This is a genomic window from Paenibacillus sp. FSL k6-2145, assembly GCF_037976585.1.
Lineage (GTDB): Bacteria > Bacillota > Bacilli > Paenibacillales > Paenibacillaceae > Paenibacillus.
The window spans coordinates 2,545,208-2,565,627 of record NZ_CP150267.1; the positions used below are offsets into that span (position 1 = coordinate 2,545,208).

Consider the following 20,420-nt stretch of genomic DNA (forward strand, 5'->3'; position numbering starts at 1 on the left):
GTATATACTATCTATGAATATATGAATGTATGGACTCGATTATATCAATCTGTGTGAGTGACGTCGATGTATACAGATGAGCGAAGACAGGTGAACAGACTAAGGCTTGCTCCGCTGTGAATAACGATAATAAAAAAGCCTTGGTACTCCCCTAAGGAAATAACAAGACTTCTTCCATATTAAAGACAGATGTCGTTATCCATATACGTGCGGCTGAAGATGTAGAGCGACTTGCTCCGTCTGCCGGACCATGTCCGATGAGAAGGTGCAAGGCAGTCTGCTGCCAACGAGCAGCACGGCGCCAGGCACGCTTCCTTCCTGGAACACAGGTACCGCTATGGCACTTACCAACCGCTCAGCAAGCATTAACGGGCAACGACCGGGTGTATGCTCCCCGGTGGATTGTGCATCAGATCGGGCTGTGCGTCCAGTCCGAAGGGCTGTGCCCACCAGATCTTGTCCGGGGCGCATTTCCATGCGTTTCACCCGTTCATTACTAGCCCCGGAGGTATACTTCCAGCGTAGCATCGTCCCGTTCAGACAGGCAAGTCCACAGAAGTCGCTGGATGTGTTCAGGCGCAGGCCGTCGATCATCTCCTGAATGCCAGATGGCAGTTCATCATGCATGAGAGGACACTTCCTTTTTCGGATTATATCGATCATTCCTGTGTAATTAATATCGGTAACCTTGGTTCAAGGATCATCTTCCAAGTAAGGGTATTAGGATGTTAGTTCTATTGTAGACCCTTTCTCGTACATTGTAATTCAGGGAAAACCCCTATTTCCGTTCCGTAATTTACTGAACTTGGGCAGTGGAGGACTCCTGAGTCAGGTGCACCAAGGGATTGAAGAAATGCGAAGGATGAGACATATCGGTGAAATGTGACTTTTCTCACAGCAAATTCAGGGAATTTCTCGTTAAGGATCAGGTAATCCCCCGATAACCCTCGCGCTACTTTCGCGGTATGATGGATACATAAGGAATCACCGAGGGGGACGAAGGTTATGGGTACAGTATTTGTAGAAAGAACAACCCAAAGAGCAGAGCAGAAACAAACGGAGGCGGGCAAAATGACACGAGAAACAGGCGGAATCCTTTCGTTCGTTACATCTGAGCAATGGGACCTGATTGAAGCAAAAATGCAACCCAAACGGGTGAAGTCGGGATATAGTCTCTTTCTCGAAGGCGATGAAGCCGGATATCTGTACTACATTCGTTCGGGACGAGTGAAAATGACCAAGTCGACGGAGGATGGCAAGGAAATTATTTTATCCATTCAGCAAAGCGGCGATCTCATCGGTGAATTCGGAGGCATCGGCGGATTGAATCATAGCTACAGTGCAGAGATGGCGGAAAAAGGGGAACTGGCCATTATCTCGCTTAGCGATCTGGAAAGTATACTCAGCAAACATGGCGACCTTGCCTTGAAATTCTTGCAATGGATGGCACTGTCGCAGCGGATTACCCAGTCGAGATTCCGTGATTTGCTGCTCTATGGCAAGGCGGGTGCCCTCGCTTCGACACTGATCCGTGCCAGCAATTCGTATGGCAGGGTTACACCCGATGGTATTGTGCTGGACATGAAGCTGAACCATACCGATCTTGCCGAGATGATTGGAGCTACCCGGGAGAGCGTAACGCGGATGCTGGGGGCATGGAAAGAACAAGGTACGCTGGATATGATGGACGGCAAACTGATGATTCGGGATCTGGCAGCCTTGCGTTGTATGTGTGGATGTCCGACATTCCCAAGCTGCCCGGTAGAGCTGTGCCGACTGTAAATTAGTTTGTTCAGAGGCTTCACCTCCATTGGCGATTGGGGTCGTTACGGAGAAAAAGAAAAGAAAAGCTGGCATCCCATATATGGGAGTCAGCTTTTTGAGTTTCCGTGAAATTGTTCATGTGCATATTCCTTTGCAAGAATCGAATATAGACACGAATCATGATATTCCCCTTTGTAAAACCAATGCTCTCGCATCAGACCTTCACGCTGCATACCGATCTTCTGCATAACGTTCTCTGAAGCCTTGTTGTTCGGGCGGCATTTCGCATAAATTCGGTGTACACCAATTGTATTGAAGCCAAAGCCAAGTATGGCTCGGGCTGCTTCGGCAGCATACCCTTTTCCCTGATAAACGGGATTAAGGACGTAACCGATCTCAGCGTTCGTGTTTTCGATGTGAAGGCCAACACCACCGATCAGTATGCCCTCCTTTTTCAAGCATATGGCCAGTTCAAAGCCCTCTCGTGGTTGTGTTTGCTGCATGTCCAACACAAACTGCACGTATGCTCGAGTATCCTCTTCGGTATTTGGTCCCCATGCCGTGTGCTGAGTAACTTCTGTCATGGATGTGTAGTTATGTATACTCTCCCAGTCCGTCTCCAGAATATCCCTGATGATGAGTCGTTCGGTCTCCAGTTGCATCGTTGTTCCCCTCCTATATAAATTGAACTTAAGAATATTACACTTGCCACTCCGATGACAGAACAACCTTCCGATCGCTGTTATCCCCAGATTTTTTGGATACCCTTTTTCAAAGGGGAAAATCCGGGGATAAAGGCGAGATGTATGCTTCCGAAGCAGCTTTCTTTCAGAAAGCTTTTAGCTCCGCTTCTTCAGGTTATTTCTGTCCTCTCCGTTTCTCGTGTAAATGTTTAGTTCAATTACATTGTACAACAAAAATAGCCCATAACAGATTCAACGAATGAATCGGTCATGAGCCATAATGTAGATCTATGATGTATGTGGAATGCTATTGTGGTTGTTTACATTGAACTGCGGGATAAGTATAAGCCAGCTTACGGATAATTTCCTTTTGCCATCTCGTATCACCCAGGTTGGTTGCCAGGTTCAGAAGATCCAAATAATCGTCAAGCTGCAGATCAGCCTTTTGCAGAGTTGTATTCATTCGATGTTCGTTCCCCTTTATCTATAAAATCGTAAAATCATATGCAGTAGAAAGTTACAAAGAGACAAGTTCAAGAATGATAATCATTATCACGTTTATATATTCATTATGCAATGAACGCTGGCAAAATGCAATCCCAAGTCCGCAACGAATTTAACTTTTTTCTGAAAATAGGCTCATCCACAGCACATAGGGAATGTATACACCGAGATATGCAGACGGATACAAGAACCAGCCATTCAGCAGGAGCAGAAGAAATATAGAAACTTCATATAGGTCTCCTTTGGGATACTTTTGTTAATCAGTATGGGCCAATAGACTCAACTTCTAAACTTTTTCATAAACTTTACAAAAAGAAAGAGGAATTCAGCATATGAACAATTAAATTAAAGGAGGATAACCCATTATCAGGTAATTTGGAGGAGGAGAAAGGGAATATGAAGAAGGCGTTATGGCAGCACTGGATCGGGGCATTCCTGGTCTTTATCATGATGGCAACCGCACTGCTGGGGCCGGGTTCGCAAAGTCCGGTACAAGCTGCAGCACCACTTACGGTATCTCAGGCCATCGCTGCCCAGAGCGGTGGAGGAACAGCAACGGTTGAAGGAATCATTGTTGGACATGCTACCGGGTCGCTTACCGCGAAGTTTACATCTCCGTATGCCAATGATTTTAATGTTCTGATTGCAGATTCAGCGTCAGAGCGAACTAACGCCAGATTATTGGATGTACAGATTCCCTCATCTTTCCGTTCGCAATATGGATTGGCGTCCAACCCCAGTCTTGTAGGCAAAAAAATCATCGTAACCGGAACCCTCGGTGCCTACAACAGCTATGCAGGAGTCAAAAACCCAACGTCCATTACATTTTCCTCCGGAACAACCAACCCTGATCCAGAACCGAACCCAGGTACAACATTACCGGACGGTACCGGCAAAAAAGTATTGTTTGATAATACCCACGCCCAGACAGCAGGTGCTGCCGACTGGATTATTGACGGGGCATTTTCGGATTTTGCCAATGGTTTGCGAAACGCAGGCTTTGCCGTGGATCAGCTGGAACGCAGCATCCCGTATACATTCGGTGAGCAAGCGATCACCTATAATAAATTGAAAGATTACGACGTCTTTGTCATTGGCGAAGCCAATGTGCCGTTCAAAGCGACAGAGCAGGCTGCGCTGGTGCAGTACGTGCAGAACGGAGGAAGTGTGTTCTTCATCTCCGACCACTATAATGCAGACCGCAACAAAAACCGCTGGGATTCTTCCGAAGTATTCAACGGTTATCGCCGCGGTGCCTTCCTGAATCCGGCCAAAGGCATGTCTTCGGCTGAAGCCGAATCACCAGCGATGCAGAGTGTGACTAGTTCAGACTGGCTCGCGACGAACTTTGGTGTCCGTTTCCGCTACAATGCCCTTGGAGATGTAAATGCATCGGATATCGTTCCATCTGCACAATCCTTCGGCATTACGGCTGGTGTTAATTCTGTAGCCATGCATGCGGGATCGACCATTGCGATTATAGACCCGAACAAAGCCAAAGGCTTGGTGTATGTACCAAGTGGTGTGTCCAAGTGGGGCAATGCCGTGGATCAGGGCGTATATAACGGTGGTGGACGAGCTGAAGGAGCCTATGCAGCCATTGCAAAGGTTGGTGCGGGCAAAGCCGCATTTATCGGTGACTCTTCACCTGTGGAAGACGCTACTCCGAAATATTTGCGTGAAGAGACCGGTGCTACCAAAAAGACCTATGATGGATTCAAAGAAGTGGATGATGCAACGTTCCTTGTGAATACCGTGAAATGGCTTGCGGTCAAAGAGAGCTACACCAGTCTGGCACAAGTGCCAGGACTGACATTGGATACGGCCACAAGCCTGCTTTCGATGGAAGCTCCGGCTGCATCAACCGAGCCGCAACTTGAGCCATGGGCTGCACCTGCGGCAGGGTACAAATGGTATGATCCGACTACATTTAAGGCAGGTTCATACGGAAAAGCGCAATAAGTGAAGTAGACATCAAAATCAATGCGAGAATAGGGCCTGCCCGTGGAAAGTTCGTTTCGCGGGCAGGCTCTTTTTCTGCTTGTTATATCAGTTACATTCATGAACATGATTAGTTCATACCGCCCTGCCATTGCATAAATATCTGCTCCAGAGGGGAAGGTATGGGTACTAATGATGTGGCGTGAAGCCCAAGCCAACCAGAGGAGGCGGCGAATGATGACTCAGCAAGCAGACTGTGACAGTTCCTCGATGAGGCAGAAGCTCAAGGCAGACCTCCATCGTGTAGCGGATCGAATGAACATGACGTTATCCCGTTTTGAAAATGACAGTGTCTGTCTGTTGGGGCAATTTGCAGAGATTCGAGCGGAGATCAAGCAGATTGAGGTGCTCGCCTCTTCGTTTTATCTGGATTGTTATCTGTCACCCTTTACCGAGAAGTTTGCCGAATTAACATCGAGCGTACAGCATCTATCTGACCGGAGATATGGTGCGTTGATTGTGATTGAACGGGAGATTCCGTTGGAGTCGATCATTCACTCAGGCGTGACTGTGGATGCAAGAGTGACACATGCGTTGCTGGAATCGCTGTTTATTCCCGGTGCGCCACTTCATGACGGGGCTGTGTTGATTCGTGGCAATCAGATTGTATCCGCTGGTAATGTGCTGCCGTTGTCGCAAGCGGAAGTGCATGAACGAAAAATAGGGACTCGTCATCGGGCAGCACTGGGACTCAGTGAATTGACGGATGCGGTTGTGCTGGTTGTCTCCGAAGAGACGGGGCAGGCCTCATTCGCTGTAGATGGCGATTTGCATCCAATCAATGTGGTTGAGACTCTCCCTTAAATGTGAACGATCAAGTGGCCTACTTGGGGCGATTAAGATGAGGCTGTTGAGGGAAGTGTACCTTTCTCCTGTAAGGGAGAGAGGTTTTTCTATTGATAGACGATAGAATTATAATCTGAAATTCGACAGCTTTGCTCTCGCCATATGAGAAACATCGATCGATGTTTCTCTGACATTGCGATGTGATTTTGCACAAACTGGGTATTCATGGGTACAATAGAGGATGGTCAATGAATAGAGAACAATGCGATTGGATCGCAAAAATGGTTGGAGGAGACGGTTAGCACATGAGTTGGTTTGAAGCAATGGAGCATCACGATTATGAGGAACTGGTTCTGTGCCAGGATCGAAATTCAGGGTTAAAAGCAATTACGCCATACACGACACAACACTCGGCCCTGCGCTGGGAGGCACACGGATGTGGACTTACGCTTCAGAAGAAGCCGCCATTGAAGATGCCCTGCGCCTTGCCCGTGGTATGACATATAAGAATGCGGTATCCGGACTGAATCTGGGCGGCGGCAAAACCGTTATTATCGGAGATCCAAGGCGCGACAAAAACGAAGCCATGTTTCGAGCGTTTGGACGATATATTCAAGGGTTGAACGGACGTTATATCACGGCCGAAGATGTGGGAACAACGGAAGAGGACATGAACCTGATCTATCAGGAAACGGACTATGTGACAGGCATCTCACCGAGCTATGGTTCATCCGGTAACCCATCACCTGCAACGGCTTGGGGTGTATATCGGGGGATCAAGGCAGCAGCCAAAGAAGCATTTGGTACCGACCTGCTGGAGGGTAAAACGATAGCGGTCCAAGGTGTCGGCAATGTGGCGATGCATCTGTGCAAATATCTGTATGAGGAAGGTGCACATCTGATCGTTACGGATATCCATAAGGACTCTGTGAAACAGGCTGTGGACCGCTTTGGCGCGACAGCAGTTGATCCCGCAGACATCACTAGTGTGGAGTGTGATATCTATGCACCATGTGCACTGGGCGGCACGATTAATGACGATACGCTCAAGACACTTAAGGCGAAGGTTGTAGCGGGCTGTGCCAATAATCAGCTGCTGGAGACCCGTCATGGGGATCAGCTGTATGATATGGGTATCGTTTATGCGCCTGACTATGTTATCAATGCAGGTGGTGTAATTAACATTGCGGATGAGCTAAACGGTTATAATGCGGATCGAGCATGGAGCAAGATCGGAGAGATCTATTCCAATCTGGAGAAAATATTCGAAAGCTCACGTACCGAAGGCATCGCAACCTATGTTGCCGCAGATCGTCTGGCTGAACGACGGATTGAACAGATGAAGAATACGCGCAGTACATTCCTGCAGAATGGCCACCACGCGCTAAGTTCTCGGAGATTGCGTAAGTAAACGTAAATTGAATCATTACCAAATTTAAAACGGTCTGTTAGGTAACGGCAACATCCATTCCAAAGATGGATAGTCGATCTGACAGGCCATTTTTTTATGTTGCTATCAGAAAAAAAGAAAACAGTGGCAATATCTCCCTAAATGATCAATTCTACTATGGATTTTTCCGATAATGTATGTACATCGTTCAGATGCATATGGTTCAGGGAAGTGGGGAGAAGTGGGAAATGGGGAAAAGAAAAGGGTTAGGGCATAGGATCAAAAATATGTCGCTTAAAATCAAACTGCCTTTCATGATCAGTGTATTGGTTGTTTTGGTTCTGCTTGGTGCAACGACCACAAGTTATATGATTTCATCTGATGTTGTGGTCAGGAAAAGCAAGGATGAGATTAATGTGATGGCTGACCGCCTTGGGGAAGGGCTTTGGACAGCGATGCAACTTCAGCAACAATTGAGTCATGCGATATCCGTACATAATACCTTCAAGGAACTCTTGGAGCTGCGTAATACAACTGACATGACGGATGAAGAATTTTTCTCGGATGAGAACCCGTATTTTAATAAGGCCAATACGATCTTGACCGACAGTATATCGGAAACGGAAGGAAGCAAGCCAGATCTGTTCGTGTTTGATAAGGAAGGAACCATGGTGGCGGGAACCATGCCAGAAGTCATTGGGCAGTCACGGGGAGATCGGGAATATTTCCAGGAGTCTATACAGGGGAAATCCTTCATCAGTGACGCGGTCGTCTCTAAGACTGGCAAGAAGCTCATTATTGTATTCTCGGAGCCTATCATCGATGAACAGGGGAATATCCTGGGTGTGCTTGCTATGTCGGTGGACAGCAGCTTTTTCCTGGGGCAACTGGGAGACATTAAAATCAATGCCCAAGGCAGAGTTGAAGTGCTGAGCCGGAGCGGCATCATCATGTATGATTCACTGGACCCTTCCATTGTGGGACAAACGCTGGAAGAGGACAAGGAAGCCATGGAACTTATGGAGGCCAGAGCTACCGACAAAGTGAAAATCACTTCAATGGATCGAGATGACATCTACTATCGTATTAATCAGATTCCTGGTGCAGATCTCTCCGTGGTGATTATTGACGATTATGATGATATCAAGCGCCCAATAGAGGATATCCAACGTCAAATGCTTATCGTGACCTTGATCGGAGTTGCTCTGGCTATCGGTGTGGGATTGCTGATTTCTCGTAGTATTACAAGACCTATCATTCGTCTGATCGGGCTGTTCCAACAACTTGCTCAAGGCAATCTGACCGTTAAGGCCAATGGCAGATATAACAGTGAATTCAAGGATCTGGCGGAAAGCTTTAATGGTATGGTGGAGCAGAACAGGAACCTCATTACCGATATGAATAATTCAATCCATGTCCTTCAGGCCAGTACTCAGGAATTGGAGGAGACATCCAGACAGACGGCAAGATCCATTGATGAGACCTCGGCGACGTCCATGGGGATTGCAAAAGCGATGGAGGCTCAATCGGAAGATACCGAGCAGATTGCAAGTAAATTCAACACCTTTGGTGATAAAGTGGCTGCCATGAACAGTAGTGCACAGGATGTGAAGGCAAGAGCGGATGAGATCGAAACGGTATTCCACAATGGGAATGAAGTCGTGAATGAACTGATGCGTATTAATGAAGTGAACGAACGGGAAGTGGAGAAAATCTCTGAGATTACCGTCAAACTTCAAACGAGTTCGGGCAGTATTAGTCAGATCACGGAAGCCATCAGCCAGATTGCGAAGCAGACCAATCTGCTTGCATTGAATGCTTCAATTGAAGCATCACGGGCGGGGGAGCATGGCAGAGGATTTGCGGTTGTGGCCGAGGAGATTCGCAATCTGGCAGAGCAGAGTTCCCGCCAGTCCAAGGAAATCTCCAGCATTATCGAGCAGAATCTGGCCGATGTCGCCGAGAACAACCAAAGTGTTGCAGAGATTCACACCATCTCGTCCAGACAGGATGAGCTTGTCTTGCAGACTCGTCAGGCGTTTGATGTGATTTTGGAGAAGGTATCGGTCATTAATCAACAGATCGCTACAATGGCAGGACAGATGCAAGAGATGTTGCAGAACAAGGATGTTGTACTGGAGTCAGCCCATAGTTTGTCCGCTTCAGGAGAGCAGGTATCTGCTTCGGTTGAAGAGGTAACAGCAACCATGATGGAGCAGTCTTCCACGGTGCAGCAGTTGGCAAACATGGTCGATACGATCGATCAATTGACGCAAAAGCTGGCCGAATCGGCTGCGCGATTCAAGGTGGAGTAAGGGTTAAGCTGATTATGGTATAGAGGGTAAGAAGGCACAAAGTACTCTTAATGAGTACCTTGTGCCTTCTTTTTTTATGGTCTCGATCAATGTGCTCTAGTCCATTTAGTGATCAAGAAGTTCAGCGGTTGAAAGTGGGGGACTAAGTTATCTATATCAAAACGTAATGCACTTCTGATTCAGCAGCTTCATGAATTGATCCAGCGCACTGCTGACATACCGATCCTCACCGCGGACAAAGGTTGTCGTGGTATGAGTAAAGCGATCTGCCAGATCAAATACGGAGAAATCATCCGGTTTCTTGTGAATAACGTTGCACGGCATAATGGTAAAAGCAATTCCTGACTCCACACAGCTGAGCAGGTTTTCCATCGTACTCACTTCGATGATATTACGTGCGGACAACCCCTCTTCCTGCAAAAATTCTTCGGTCATTTCACGGTACGGGCAGCCCTCGGGGAAAACAACCCACGATACTTGGCACAGGCTTTCGGGTGGTATGTCTGTCTTCTTGGAGATGATATGAACGGTGTCCTGCATCTCGTATTCCACCTTCAAACCTTCTTTCACACAAGCCCCGCTGATAAAAGCACCATCAATCTCATAGTCCTGTATTTTCTTGCGCAGTACTTTGGGTGAAGTGGAGTTGACGAGTGAAATGGACACCTTCGGGTAGGTTATTTGATATTCATTCAGAATTTCCATAAAGCGGCTGGATGCCGCCGTTTCTACAATGCCGATTTTCAGCGTGCCTGAAGGTTCACCGGGATCGGTCATATCCTGCTTCAGATCGTGCAAAAGGTTGTGAATGCGTGTGGCGTACTGGACGAACTGTTCTCCTTTGGAGGTCAGTACAACACCTTTGGGAAAACGGTTGAACAACTGGATTCGATATTCCTGCTCCAGTTTTTTGATGCGCGTAGTGACATTGGATTGCGCGTAATTCAGTTCTTTGGCAGCCTGTGAGATTTTCCCTGAACGTGCCACCGCGAGAACAATATCGATATCGGAAAGTTCCATGCTGTATCCTCCTGAACGTGGATTAACTTACATTGCTTCCGCAGATATTGATGTCAGGTATCTCTCTGAGAGATACAACTATATATTTCAATCATTTTACGATATATCGGAGCCGCCGTACAATATCCCTAATGACAAAGAGAGTAGGGATATGACATGGATAACATGAATACACGTTCAACACTATTAAGCCCGGTAACGATTCATCAGTGGCAATTAAGGAACCGAATGGTGATGGCACCGTTGACCCGGGGATTTGCTGATGATCAGGAGGGGACCGTGACGGATGAGATGGTGGCGTATTATGAGCAGCGTGCCCGAGATGGCGTGGGACTGATCATTACCGAGGGTATTAACCCGAATCTGGCAGGCAAAGGCACTTACGGCATCCCCGGTTTATATACAGATGAACAGACGACTTCTTGGAAAAGGGTAACGGATGCTGTTCACAGACATGGCGGCACCATTATTGCTCAACTGTGGCATGTCGGCAGGTTGTCCCATTCCGATCTGATCGGAACCACTCCAGTGGCACCTTCCAGCCTTGCGGCAGAGGGAAGAGTGCATAAGCTGCATAAGCCGTATCAGGTGCCCCAAGCGATGAGTACACAGGATATAGCGGATACGATTCAGCATTTTCAGACGGCGGCCCGCAATGCGGTTCTGGCAGGGTTCGACGGGATCGAGCTGCATGCTGCGCATGGGTATCTGATCGACCAGTTTATTAATGAGAAGACCAACCACAGAACAGATGAATATGGAGGAGACACTGAGGGTAGATTGCGGTTCCTGCGGGATATTATTGTGGCTGTAAAAAAAGAGATCCCTGTGGATCGCATATCGGTACGATTTTCAGAGAAAAAGGATGATGATGCATCCTATGCTTGGGCAGACAAAGCTGGAATGATCGATGCATATCTAAACTTGTTCCGTGAGACGGGAATTACGATCTTGCATCCCTCAACAGATCATTATGCAAAAGCGTGGGATGGTGAGCAGTCCTTTCACGAGCGGATTCGAAGTCAGTGGGATGGAATCATCATTGGTGTGGGGGATCTGGATATTCAGACCGCAGAGCACGCGATTGGTAAGGGAAGCATAGATCTGGCTGCATTCGGCAGACCATTTATTGCAAACCCCGATTTGGTGCGTAAATTGCATGCCGGTGAGCCGTTGGTGGAGTATGATGCAGCTACGCATCTGCCTGTGTTGGTGTAAGAGAGAAAACCGAGTAAAAGAAAAAATCGAAAAAAGGAAAGAACACTACTGACATACTGTTGGCAAGAGCGGTCTTGTATGATCAAGATAACCTAAACAACCAACCCCATATATAAAGGAGATCATTACATTATGTCAGTAATCGGACCGGATTTCATTTCACTTCAAGTGAGCAATCTTGAAGGCTCTGCCGAATTTTATCAAAACTATCTTGGCCTGGTACGCTCACAGGCGGGACCACCTCATGCGGTGGTCTTTGAAACCAAGCCTATTGCATTTGCTCTACGTGACCTATTGCCAGGAACAGAACTCGGTTCAGGTGCTCAGCCAGGACTTGGTGTCGCTCTGTGGCTTCATGCTCCTGATACGCAAGAAATCCACGACAAGCTTGTTGCGGCAGGCGTACAAATTACATCTGCACCAATAGATGGACCATTCGGACGAACCTTTACATTTGCCGACCCAGACGGGTACCAAGTTACCCTTCACAGTAAAGCCTAATACGTAGATGAATCCATCTTAATAACAGTGATACCTTCCTGTCACAGGGAGCCAAGTGAGTATTACAACAATAAGGGCAGAGCTAATCTTAATGATTAGCTCTGCCCTTATTCCGTTATTCGGATTCAGCGATATATTCATTCTATTCATTGCTGACAACTACCGCTTTCTTTTCCGTAAAGTAATACACCAAAGCGAGCAGCGGCATGATCAGGCCAATCAGCGTTGTGAGACTCCAGCCTCCGTGAGCATAAGACCAGCTTCCAAGAGATGAACCAATCGCACCGCCGACAAAAAAGATCGACATGAATATGCCATTCACACGTCCTCTCGCCTCACTTCCTAAGGAGTAGATGATGCGTTGACCCAGCACCAGATTTCCTGAGACAGCCATATCCAGTGTGATTGCCACGATCACAAGCAGGATCAATGCAAACGTGGAGTGGCTCTGGAACACATAAGCAAGACCGAATGAAGCAGCAGCGATCACCATGGCAGCACCCGTCAGAATACGCGTTAGTCCGCGATCAGCCAGTCTTCCGGCAATGGGAGCGGCAATAGCACCTCCGACACCAGCCAGAGCGAACCAGGCAATGCCTTGCTGTGACATGCCAAAATCGTTAGCCAGTCTCAGCGGAACCGTGGTCCAGAACAAGCTGAAAGCACCAAACAGACTGGCCTGATAAAACGCCCGGCGGCGCAGCAGCGGCATCGTTCTGAACAGTGTGCCCAAGGACACGATTAATTGCCCGTATTTCAAGGTGGGTTCAGGCTGGCGAGCAGGAAGAGCACGTGACAGAAGCAGCATTAGAAGTGTTATGACAATGGCGGAGAATACAAAGACGGTCTGCCATCCGAAGAGGCTGGTGATAAAGCTTGCGACAGGACGAGCCAGCATGATGCCCAGCAACAGACCACTCATTACATTGCCAACAACCCGTCCGCGCTGTTCCTCGGAAGTAAGATATGTCGCATAGGGCACCAGAATTTGAGCGACCACAGAACCTATACCAATGAATAGAGAGGCAGTCAGAAATACAACAGCGGTGGGTGAGAAAGCCGCAGCAATCAGGGCAACAACCAGTACGATGAGGAAAAGAACGACCAGGCGTCGATTCTCGGTAATGTCACTGAGCGGCACGATGAATAACAAACCAATAACATAACCAATCTGAGTCAACGTTACGATCAATCCGGCAGCGGCAGAAGAAAGGCCCGTGGTTATGCTGATCGGTCCGATAACGGTCTGAGCATAATACAGGTTTGCCACGATCAATCCACAAGCGGATGCCAGCAAAAAAATAATCCAGGTGGGTACAGGTGCCTTCTTCACTTGTTGTCTCATATCCATGATAATCATCCTCCACAATTCTACATTTGTATTCGCAATAAACAGTTAATATTAAAATCGTTAATTACTAAACGTTGTGTTCACTAATTACAAATATATAATAAACTAAACGTACAGTATTGTAAATAGGCGGAATATATTTGTGGAAAAAATACATATGCGGAGGATAGAATTGTGTGTACTCATCGCAATTTAGTATAATGAACGTATCGTTTTTATGAAAATTACTGATGATTAAATATACTTTATACATCCAGGAGGGCTCAAGATGACTGCCAAAAGAGGACGTCCACGTAACATGGAAACCCAGAATGCCATTCTTACAGCATCGTATGAGTTGTTGTTGGAGCACGGATTCGGGGCGGTTACAATCGAGAAGATTGCTGAACGTGCACAGGTGAGCAAAGCCACTATCTACAAATGGTGGCCGAATAAAGGCGCAGTCATCATGGACGGATATATGTCCGCGGCAACGGCAAGATTGCCAGTGCCAGATACAGGCTCGGTATTGGAGGATATACGCATACATGCGAGTAATCTGGTTCGTTTTTTGACCAGTCGGGAAGGAAAAGTGATTACGCAGATTATTGGGGAAGGGCAGTCGGATGAAGGGCTTGCCGAAGAATACCGCACAAGATATATCCAACCACGTCGGCGTGAAGCTCGGGGAATTCTGGAGAAGGGTGTGGAGCGTGGCGAATTGAAAAGTGGGATAGACATTGGACTGTACATTGATCTGATCTACGGGCCGGTGTTCTATCGCATGTTAGTGACGGGTGAAGCGATGGAGGATGCGTTTGTAGATGTGTTGCTCCGTTCCTTGTTTCAAGGCATTCAGGCCAAATAGGTACAGAGAGAGCGGCGATACAAGTGGGAGGAAGAGGGAAGAGGGCGATTCGTAGGAATCACCCTGGAAGGAGCACGTGTATTGTACGTGGGAGATTGTTAGACCTGGAATATAGGTGAGATGGCTGTGGGCCATGAATCTGTAGCATTAGAGGAAAGGAAGGATGAGTGCTGGGTTAACACCGGGGGTTCATTCCATACCGAACTGGGCAGTTCGCGGCGTAATACAGGGGCAACTTCCTTGGCAAAACGCTCCACTTGCTCCAACTGCTCGCTATGCGTCAGTCCATCTACGCTGATACTCAGCACCTGATGTCCGTAAGCGGCATGATAGTCCAGAATTTTCTCAATGATCTGCTCCGGACTGCCGATTAACGCAGGGCCTCGTGCAATGTTATCCTCCAGATCGGTGAAGGGAGACTGATTATGCTGTGCGGCGGCAGTGGCATGGAACGCTTCATAATATGGCTTATAACGACGAATGGCTTCTTCGCCCGTATCCGCAAGATAGAGACTGCCGGCACCAGAGCCAATCACGGCTTGCTGCGGATCATGACCATAATAATCGAGGCGTTCCCGATAATGATCAATTAACGCTTTGTATTTGGCCTGAGGGTGAAAAGAGTTCGACGTGAAGAGCGGCTCGCCATATTTGGCAGCGAGTTCGGTTGAGACCGTACTGGACGCGCTACCATGCCAGATCGGGATGGATTGCTGAAGCGGCCTGGGCCACGTGGTCACTCCCTCAAGAGGAGGGCGATACGTTCCCTGCCAGGTTACATTCTCTTCAGACCACAGCCGTCTTAGCAAATGATAGCGTTCATCTAGTGAATCCCATTGTTCCTCTTCGCTTATGCCGAACAGCGGATAGTGCCGAGGGTCATTGCCTTTCCCGATGATCATCTCCAGCCGTCCGCCCGATAATTGATCCAACGTGGCATAATCCTCGGCAACCCGGACTGGATCAAGTATACTAAGAACAGTGACGGTGGTTAGTAACCGAATGCGTGTGGTTGCTGCGGCTATTGCGGTTAATACGACAGGTGGCGAGGAAGATAGAAAAGGCGCACCGTGTCGTTCACCGATTCCATAGGCATCGAAACCCAGTCGTTCAGCCAGCTTTGCTTGCTCTAATATATTGTGGAATTTCTGCTGAGTTGTCAGAGCTTCCCCGGTTACGGCATTAGGCAGATTCATCATGAGACTAAACAAGGCAAATTTCATCTGACCTTCTCCTCGAACTGAATTGATAACTTCTGTGTCGTATAATCCTATTGAAATAGTAGGATATGTAAGTTGGATTAAATGTATCACGTTCTCATGGATTCTTCTAATGGATTTTTTCTATAAGCAGGAACGGCGAGGCCTCCTTGCACAAATATGAAGGGAATTGCCACGATTTTTATTGACCGCTGTAAAATTTAGGATTAAAATTGTGCTTATCATATAAATTCAAAATTATGGATTTTCATTGTGGAGGTGGGATACATGGAACCTACAACTACGATACGCTCATATATTGAGGACTACATCAGGAAACAGGGGTACACCCTGCAGTATTTTGCCGATATATCGGGAGTTAACGCTGGAACGCTTAGCGCAATTATTAAGGGGACTCGGCCCATCGCTATGGCGCAACTGGATCTGATTACCCAAGGCATGAAGCTGGAAGAGGGGTATTTCTACGAGATTTATGGGGCTGAATGTTTCGTGGAATCGGCACCTCATTGGAGGAGACTGGAACCATTCCTGCAACGCTGTGCTGAATTGGACAAGCTGGAATGTATTCATAAGGTTATCCAGGAAGTGACGGATGATCGCTCGTATATCTCGGAGTTGTTTGAGATGGCGGAAGGCATGCTTGAACGTGGACAGACGAAGGCTGCACGGATGTTGTACGAATGTGTGGCAGAGTGTGAGAAATATCAACATTCGGAACGTCTGGCTCTGTGCCAGTATCGCATCTTCACCCTCTCGCTTGGTCAGAATCAACATGATAACCTGCGGGCCGCTGTGCACTTTGAGCCATATATTAATCGGCTGGATGAGGAACGGCAACTGGATGCGATTAAGGATTTGGCGAATACGTATGCTTCGCTCCGGTATTGGGATAAGTCATTTTCTCTTGCTGATGATTTAGGACGGAAAGCTGAAATTATCCAATCGTACACTAAGAAAAAAGTGAATAAAGAAGATAGGGTCACAGCCTACCCGTTATTCGTATACCAGGCATATTCAAACTTGCTTAAGGCCAATGCATGCGAAAGAATGGGGAAATACGAAGATGCTTTAAGATACACTACACAGTATAAAAGTATAGTTAATATAATAGATCCGGATGACGAAGAATTTTTGTTTATTAACAAGTTTAAAGGTTGGGGAGAAATAAACACATATCTATATTATTTATTCATGGGCGACGATAGTATGTTGTCAACATACGTTCAATATATAGAAAATAATCAATCAGAGTTATTGCCAGCGTTGGTGAATATTATGGAAGCGGCTAACAAAAATAACATGAACGTAGATGATATCCTTCATAAATTCGAACCTCAAATTAGTTCTGAGGAAAACCTTATTCATGGTTATAGCAGGCAGATTAAACAAGATTTATTTACTACCCTTCTGCTAGAAGTATCAATCTACTACCTTACTCGGGGCAGATATGAAAAAGGTTTGAAGAGACTTATGGAGTGTTTCTCATCTGCAGTAAGAACTAATAATCAGATGGATACTATTCATTGCATGACACTATTCGAGGAATACAGGAATTTTGCCAGTAAAGAAATTCATAATAAATATAAACTTTTAGTAGCGGAGGTGCGCAGTTATTATGAAAAAGCAGAAAATACTTTATATGATCTTGCTTAGTATGCTTGTTGTTAATGTTGTACAATTAAGCTCGTCTTATGACACCACTGTTATTTATTCATTGTTGTCCTCACATGGGTTAGGAGACCTATAATTCTATGTTTCTTGTACCATTACGTATGTAATAAGCATATAATAGGTTGCTTAGTTTAAATGACATTGATATTTTGCATTACATGAGAGGTTTATTTCCGAATACGGAAGTAAGCTTTTTTTGTATTTTCATAGATTGACCAATGTAAAATACAGGATTAAAATAACATTTACTATATGAAATTGAATTATAAGTGATTCTAATGACGGAGGTGAGACAGTGGAATTGGTACCTAAAATAAGAGTACATATTGAGAAATATATGAGAGAGCAGAATCTCAAGTTGCAGCATTTTTCCGATATTACTGGAATTAATGTTGGAACTTTAAGTGCCATTCTTAAAGGCAACAGGCCAATGTCTATGAACCAACTGAATCAGATTACTTCTGTTATGGGATTAGAGAAAGGGTATTTTTATGAGAGTTATGGGGTTGAATCCTTCATAGAATCTTCGCCCCACTGGAGACGTTTGGAGCCATATCTATATGAGTGTGCTGAGCTTTGTAAGCTGGATTGTATACAACAAGTCATCACTCATGTAACGGACGATCGATCATATATAGAAGAATTATTTGATGTAGCTGAAAGCTTTTTTGCTAGAGGATTAAAAGAAGTAGCTCTTATTTTGTATGAATGTGTGGCAGACAGTGAAAAATATCAACACTCCGAGCGGTTGGCCTTATGCCAGTACCGTATTTTCCTGCTTCATAAAACACTGAATAAATTCAATAACTTAAATGCCGCAGTAAAATTTGAACCTTTTATCGAAAAATTGAATGAGGAAGTACAACTGGATGCGATTAAAGATTTAGCTAATTTGTATGGCGCGATAAATCTATGGGATAAGGTTTTTGAACTGGCTAATGAATTGATTCAAAGAACTGAATTCCAAGTTCAACTTCAATCTATGAGACGGAACAGAAAACCAAGAATAGCCTCTTATCCTCTATTTACTTATAAAGCTTATGCTAATCTGCTCATGGCAAATGTATCTGAAGAACGTAAGCAATATATGAAAGCTTTGGAGTACACAGATGTTTATGAGGATATTATGGATGGGATTAAAAATCCAACAGAGGAAGAGCAAGAATTGATAGATCGATTCAAGGGCTGGGCTGAGGGCAATCGATATTTGTATAAAATACTATCAGGTGACTTCGAAGGGTTAAACCGTTATTTGAATTACCTAGATGTTAATCATGCCGAAATTTTAACAGCACTCGCTTATATTATACAGGCGGCAAATCAGTACTCTTTTAATATTGACCATGCATTAAATAGATTCCAAAATCACATTGATCAAATTAAAGCAGCAAGACATGTAAAAGGAGTATATAACGAACAGGCATCAAATTTTAGATTTATACGCTTATTCTACGAACTAGCAAAATACAGATTGAATCAGAACCAAATTGAACAGGGAATAGAACATCTAATTACTAGTTTGGAACGTTCTTCTTCATGTAATGAAGATCTAATGTGTATCAAATGTATTGATTTATATGGAAAATATAGAGATCGCGCCAGTAAGACTCAGGAAGAGCAGTATACAAAACTAATAGATAAGTTAAGTGTACCGACTTTTCGATAGTAAAACATCTGGGGAAGGACGATGAAGACAATGTCCAATATACGTTCCTATATTGAAAGTCACTTGAAAAATAAGGGATATAAGCTACAGCAATTTTCAGAAATGGCTGACATTAATGTTGGTACATTAAGTGCGATCATCAAGGGAACCAGACTTATTTCAATGAACCAACTAGGCCAAATCACATCAGCAATGGATTTAGAACAGGGGTACTTTTATGATATGTATGGTGTGGAGTGTTTTATTGAATCTGCACCCCATTGGAGACGCTTAGAACCGTTTATATATCGTTGTGCTGAGATTGGCAAGCTGGATATTATTCAACAAGTCATTACTCATGTGACAGATGATCAATCCTATATTGATAAGTTATTTGATGTGGCAGAGAGTCTCTATAGTGAAAGCATGAATGAAGCGGCACTAATTTTATATGAATGTGTAGCCGACAGTGAGAAGTATCAACACTCGGAGCGGTTGGCCCTTTGCCAGTACCGTATTTTCCTACTTCATAAAACACTGAGTAAATATGATAATCTCAATGCAGCAGTAAAGTTCGAACCGTATATTGATAAATTAAATGAAGAAGTGCAATTGGATGCAATTAAAGACTTGGCAAACGTATATAATACGATACATTTGTGGGACAAGGTCGATGCATGGGCACGGGAACTGGAACGGAAAGCAGAATTTCAATTAAAAATTCAATCTCGTAGGCGAAAAAATAAAAGAAGGCTAACAGCCTATCCTCTTTTTACATATGCAGCCTATGCAAACTTATTAATATCAAGCGTTTATGATACCCGCAAGGAATACGATGAGGCCATAAATTATCTGCAAAAATACATGGAGATAATTGAAATTGAGAATCCTACAGAAGAGGATCAAAAAATAATAGATCTATTCAAGAAATGGGGAGAGGGGAATCAATATGCATTCCGAATATTGCTAGGTCAGGAGGAAGTAATCTTTCCTTATTTAGGATACTTAGAGAACAATCCAGAAGAGATATTAACTGGTTTGCTAAATATATTGGAAGCAGCTAATCAGTATGGATTTAATATTGGTCATGCTTTGAAAAAGTTTGAATATCCGATTAATTTGTTTAATACGGACTTTCATAATAAAGGTGGTTATACCGATCAAATGATAGACCATGGATATAGAGTTTTTTATTATGAATTGGCAAAATATCAAATAAATCAATATAATTATTCACTTGGAATTGATGCCTTACTTATTTGCTTAGATCTCTCTTCTTCAAGTAAAGATGAACTCATGTGCATTAAATGTTTAGATTTGTATGGGGAGTATAGGAGTGAAGCCACCGAAACACAGATCAGAAAGTACAAAAAAGTAATAGAAAAGTTAAGTTTACCGACTTTTTGATAATGAAATATCTGGGAAGGGACGATGAAGAAGATGCACAATATTCGTTCCGTATATGTTGTTTAATTATGAACTCGCAAAGTATAAATCCAGACTA

General features: G+C 45.0%; 16 protein-coding genes and 1 pseudogene. 11 read left to right on the forward strand and 6 right to left on the reverse strand.

The features are described 5' to 3' along the window. Nucleotides 1-195 precede the first annotated feature (195 nt). A complete protein-coding gene (locus NZ043_RS11355; RefSeq protein WP_339311834.1) occupies nt 196-627 on the reverse strand; it encodes a GAF domain-containing protein in 432 nt (143 codons plus the stop codon). Between the two features lie 378 nt (nt 628-1,005). Between NZ043_RS11355 and NZ043_RS11360 the strand changes: the two genes are divergently transcribed. After that, nucleotides 1,006-1,782 (forward strand): Crp/Fnr family transcriptional regulator, encoded by a 777-nt coding sequence (locus NZ043_RS11360; RefSeq protein WP_339311836.1) that lies wholly within the window; start codon nt 1,006-1,008, stop codon nt 1,780-1,782. Between the two features lie 89 nt (nt 1,783-1,871). On the opposite strand, the gene NZ043_RS11365 is transcribed toward NZ043_RS11360, so the two are convergent. Both NZ043_RS11365 and NZ043_RS11370 read right to left on the reverse strand, forming a co-directional pair. Then, the gene (locus NZ043_RS11365; protein WP_339311838.1) at nt 1,872-2,426 is read right to left on the reverse strand and encodes a GNAT family protein; all 555 of its coding nucleotides are present in this window, start codon (nt 2,424-2,426) and stop codon (nt 1,872-1,874) included. A gap of 328 nt (nt 2,427-2,754) precedes the next feature. Then, nucleotides 2,755-2,910: a hypothetical protein gene (locus NZ043_RS11370; protein WP_017691064.1), complete on the reverse strand. Its 156-nt coding sequence runs from the start codon at nt 2,908-2,910 to the stop codon at nt 2,755-2,757. Between the two features lie 488 nt (nt 2,911-3,398). On the opposite strand from NZ043_RS11370, the gene NZ043_RS11375 reads away from it, so the two are divergent. The 4 genes and pseudogenes from NZ043_RS11375 to NZ043_RS11390 all read left to right on the forward strand — a co-directional run bounded on the left by NZ043_RS11375 (nt 3,399) and on the right by NZ043_RS11390 (nt 9,443). Beyond that, nucleotides 3,399-4,913 carry a DUF6359 domain-containing protein gene (locus NZ043_RS11375; protein ID WP_240768295.1) on the forward strand — a complete coding sequence of 505 codons (1,515 nt, stop codon included), beginning with the start codon at nt 3,399-3,401 and terminating at the stop codon, nt 4,911-4,913. A gap of 213 nt (nt 4,914-5,126) precedes the next feature. Beyond that, nucleotides 5,127-5,756 (forward strand): sporulation-specific diadenylate cyclase CdaS, encoded by a 630-nt coding sequence (gene cdaS, locus NZ043_RS11380; RefSeq protein WP_091038069.1) that lies wholly within the window; start codon nt 5,127-5,129, stop codon nt 5,754-5,756. 287 nt (nt 5,757-6,043) lie between these two features. Next, nucleotides 6,044-7,149 (forward strand): annotated as a pseudogene (locus tag NZ043_RS11385) (Glu/Leu/Phe/Val dehydrogenase). 227 nt (nt 7,150-7,376) lie between these two features. Further along, nucleotides 7,377-9,443: a methyl-accepting chemotaxis protein gene (locus tag NZ043_RS11390; protein WP_091038072.1), complete on the forward strand. Its 2,067-nt coding sequence runs from the start codon at nt 7,377-7,379 to the stop codon at nt 9,441-9,443. Between the two features lie 156 nt (nt 9,444-9,599). On the opposite strand, the gene NZ043_RS11395 is transcribed toward NZ043_RS11390, so the two are convergent. Beyond that, on the reverse strand, nt 9,600-10,463 hold the full coding sequence (locus NZ043_RS11395) for a LysR family transcriptional regulator (protein ID WP_249912956.1): 864 nt from the start codon (nt 10,461-10,463) through the stop codon (nt 9,600-9,602). Nucleotides 10,464-10,619: 156 nt separating this feature from the next. On the opposite strand from NZ043_RS11395, the gene NZ043_RS11400 reads away from it, so the two are divergent. Both NZ043_RS11400 and NZ043_RS11405 read left to right on the forward strand, forming a co-directional pair. Continuing rightward, a complete protein-coding gene (locus NZ043_RS11400) occupies nt 10,620-11,681 on the forward strand; it encodes an alkene reductase (protein ID WP_339311841.1) in 1,062 nt (353 codons plus the stop codon). Nucleotides 11,682-11,813: 132 nt separating this feature from the next. After that, complete coding sequence (locus tag NZ043_RS11405; protein WP_091038078.1) at nt 11,814-12,182, forward strand: VOC family protein; 369 nt, start codon at nt 11,814-11,816, stop codon at nt 12,180-12,182. A gap of 142 nt (nt 12,183-12,324) precedes the next feature. Here the strand turns inward: NZ043_RS11405 and NZ043_RS11410 are convergent, their stop codons facing one another. Continuing rightward, nucleotides 12,325-13,533 carry an MFS transporter gene (locus NZ043_RS11410; RefSeq protein WP_133386975.1) on the reverse strand — a complete coding sequence of 403 codons (1,209 nt, stop codon included), beginning with the start codon at nt 13,531-13,533 and terminating at the stop codon, nt 12,325-12,327. 268 nt (nt 13,534-13,801) lie between these two features. Here NZ043_RS11410 and NZ043_RS11415 point away from each other — a divergent pair, with 268 nt between their 5' ends. Further along, nucleotides 13,802-14,380 carry a TetR/AcrR family transcriptional regulator gene (locus NZ043_RS11415; protein ID WP_133386974.1) on the forward strand — a complete coding sequence of 193 codons (579 nt, stop codon included), beginning with the start codon at nt 13,802-13,804 and terminating at the stop codon, nt 14,378-14,380. 98 nt (nt 14,381-14,478) lie between these two features. Here the strand turns inward: NZ043_RS11415 and NZ043_RS11420 are convergent, their stop codons facing one another. Then, nucleotides 14,479-15,603: an LLM class flavin-dependent oxidoreductase gene (locus tag NZ043_RS11420; RefSeq protein WP_133386973.1), complete on the reverse strand. Its 1,125-nt coding sequence runs from the start codon at nt 15,601-15,603 to the stop codon at nt 14,479-14,481. A gap of 264 nt (nt 15,604-15,867) precedes the next feature. Here NZ043_RS11420 and NZ043_RS11425 point away from each other — a divergent pair, with 264 nt between their 5' ends. The 3 genes from NZ043_RS11425 (at nt 15,868) to NZ043_RS11435 (ending at nt 20,323) form a co-directional block, all read left to right on the forward strand. Continuing rightward, complete coding sequence (locus tag NZ043_RS11425; RefSeq protein WP_133386972.1) at nt 15,868-17,253, forward strand: helix-turn-helix transcriptional regulator; 1,386 nt, start codon at nt 15,868-15,870, stop codon at nt 17,251-17,253. Between the two features lie 313 nt (nt 17,254-17,566). After that, on the forward strand, nt 17,567-18,937 hold the full coding sequence (locus NZ043_RS11430) for a helix-turn-helix transcriptional regulator (protein ID WP_133386971.1): 1,371 nt from the start codon (nt 17,567-17,569) through the stop codon (nt 18,935-18,937). 30 nt (nt 18,938-18,967) lie between these two features. Then, complete coding sequence (locus NZ043_RS11435; protein WP_339311847.1) at nt 18,968-20,323, forward strand: helix-turn-helix transcriptional regulator; 1,356 nt, start codon at nt 18,968-18,970, stop codon at nt 20,321-20,323. The last annotated feature ends 97 nt before the right edge of the window (nt 20,324-20,420 follow it).

Bases quoted from the DNA above. Each gene is read 5' to 3' on its own strand.
- NZ043_RS11410 (WP_133386975.1), bottom strand. From the start codon at position 13,533: ATGGATATGAGACAACAAGTGAAGAAGGCACCTGTACCCACCTGGATT.
- NZ043_RS11390 (WP_091038072.1), top strand. From the start codon at position 7,377: ATGGGGAAAAGAAAAGGGTTAGGGCATAGGATCAAAAATATGTCGCTT.
- NZ043_RS11375 (WP_240768295.1), top strand. From the start codon at position 3,399: ATGATGGCAACCGCACTGCTGGGGCCGGGTTCGCAAAGTCCGGTACAA.
- NZ043_RS11370 (WP_017691064.1), bottom strand. From the start codon at position 2,910: ATGAATACAACTCTGCAAAAGGCTGATCTGCAGCTTGACGATTATTTG.
- NZ043_RS11420 (WP_133386973.1), bottom strand. From the start codon at position 15,603: ATGAAATTTGCCTTGTTTAGTCTCATGATGAATCTGCCTAATGCCGTA.
- NZ043_RS11395 (WP_249912956.1), bottom strand. From the start codon at position 10,463: ATGGAACTTTCCGATATCGATATTGTTCTCGCGGTGGCACGTTCAGGG.
- NZ043_RS11360 (WP_339311836.1), top strand. From the start codon at position 1,006: ATGGGTACAGTATTTGTAGAAAGAACAACCCAAAGAGCAGAGCAGAAA.
- NZ043_RS11435 (WP_339311847.1), top strand. From the start codon at position 18,968: ATGTCCAATATACGTTCCTATATTGAAAGTCACTTGAAAAATAAGGGA.
- NZ043_RS11415 (WP_133386974.1), top strand. From the start codon at position 13,802: ATGACTGCCAAAAGAGGACGTCCACGTAACATGGAAACCCAGAATGCC.
- NZ043_RS11405 (WP_091038078.1), top strand. From the start codon at position 11,814: ATGTCAGTAATCGGACCGGATTTCATTTCACTTCAAGTGAGCAATCTT.
- NZ043_RS11355 (WP_339311834.1), bottom strand. From the start codon at position 627: ATGCATGATGAACTGCCATCTGGCATTCAGGAGATGATCGACGGCCTG.
- NZ043_RS11365 (WP_339311838.1), bottom strand. From the start codon at position 2,426: ATGCAACTGGAGACCGAACGACTCATCATCAGGGATATTCTGGAGACG.
- cdaS (WP_091038069.1), top strand. From the start codon at position 5,127: ATGATGACTCAGCAAGCAGACTGTGACAGTTCCTCGATGAGGCAGAAG.
- NZ043_RS11400 (WP_339311841.1), top strand. From the start codon at position 10,620: ATGGATAACATGAATACACGTTCAACACTATTAAGCCCGGTAACGATT.
- NZ043_RS11425 (WP_133386972.1), top strand. From the start codon at position 15,868: ATGGAACCTACAACTACGATACGCTCATATATTGAGGACTACATCAGG.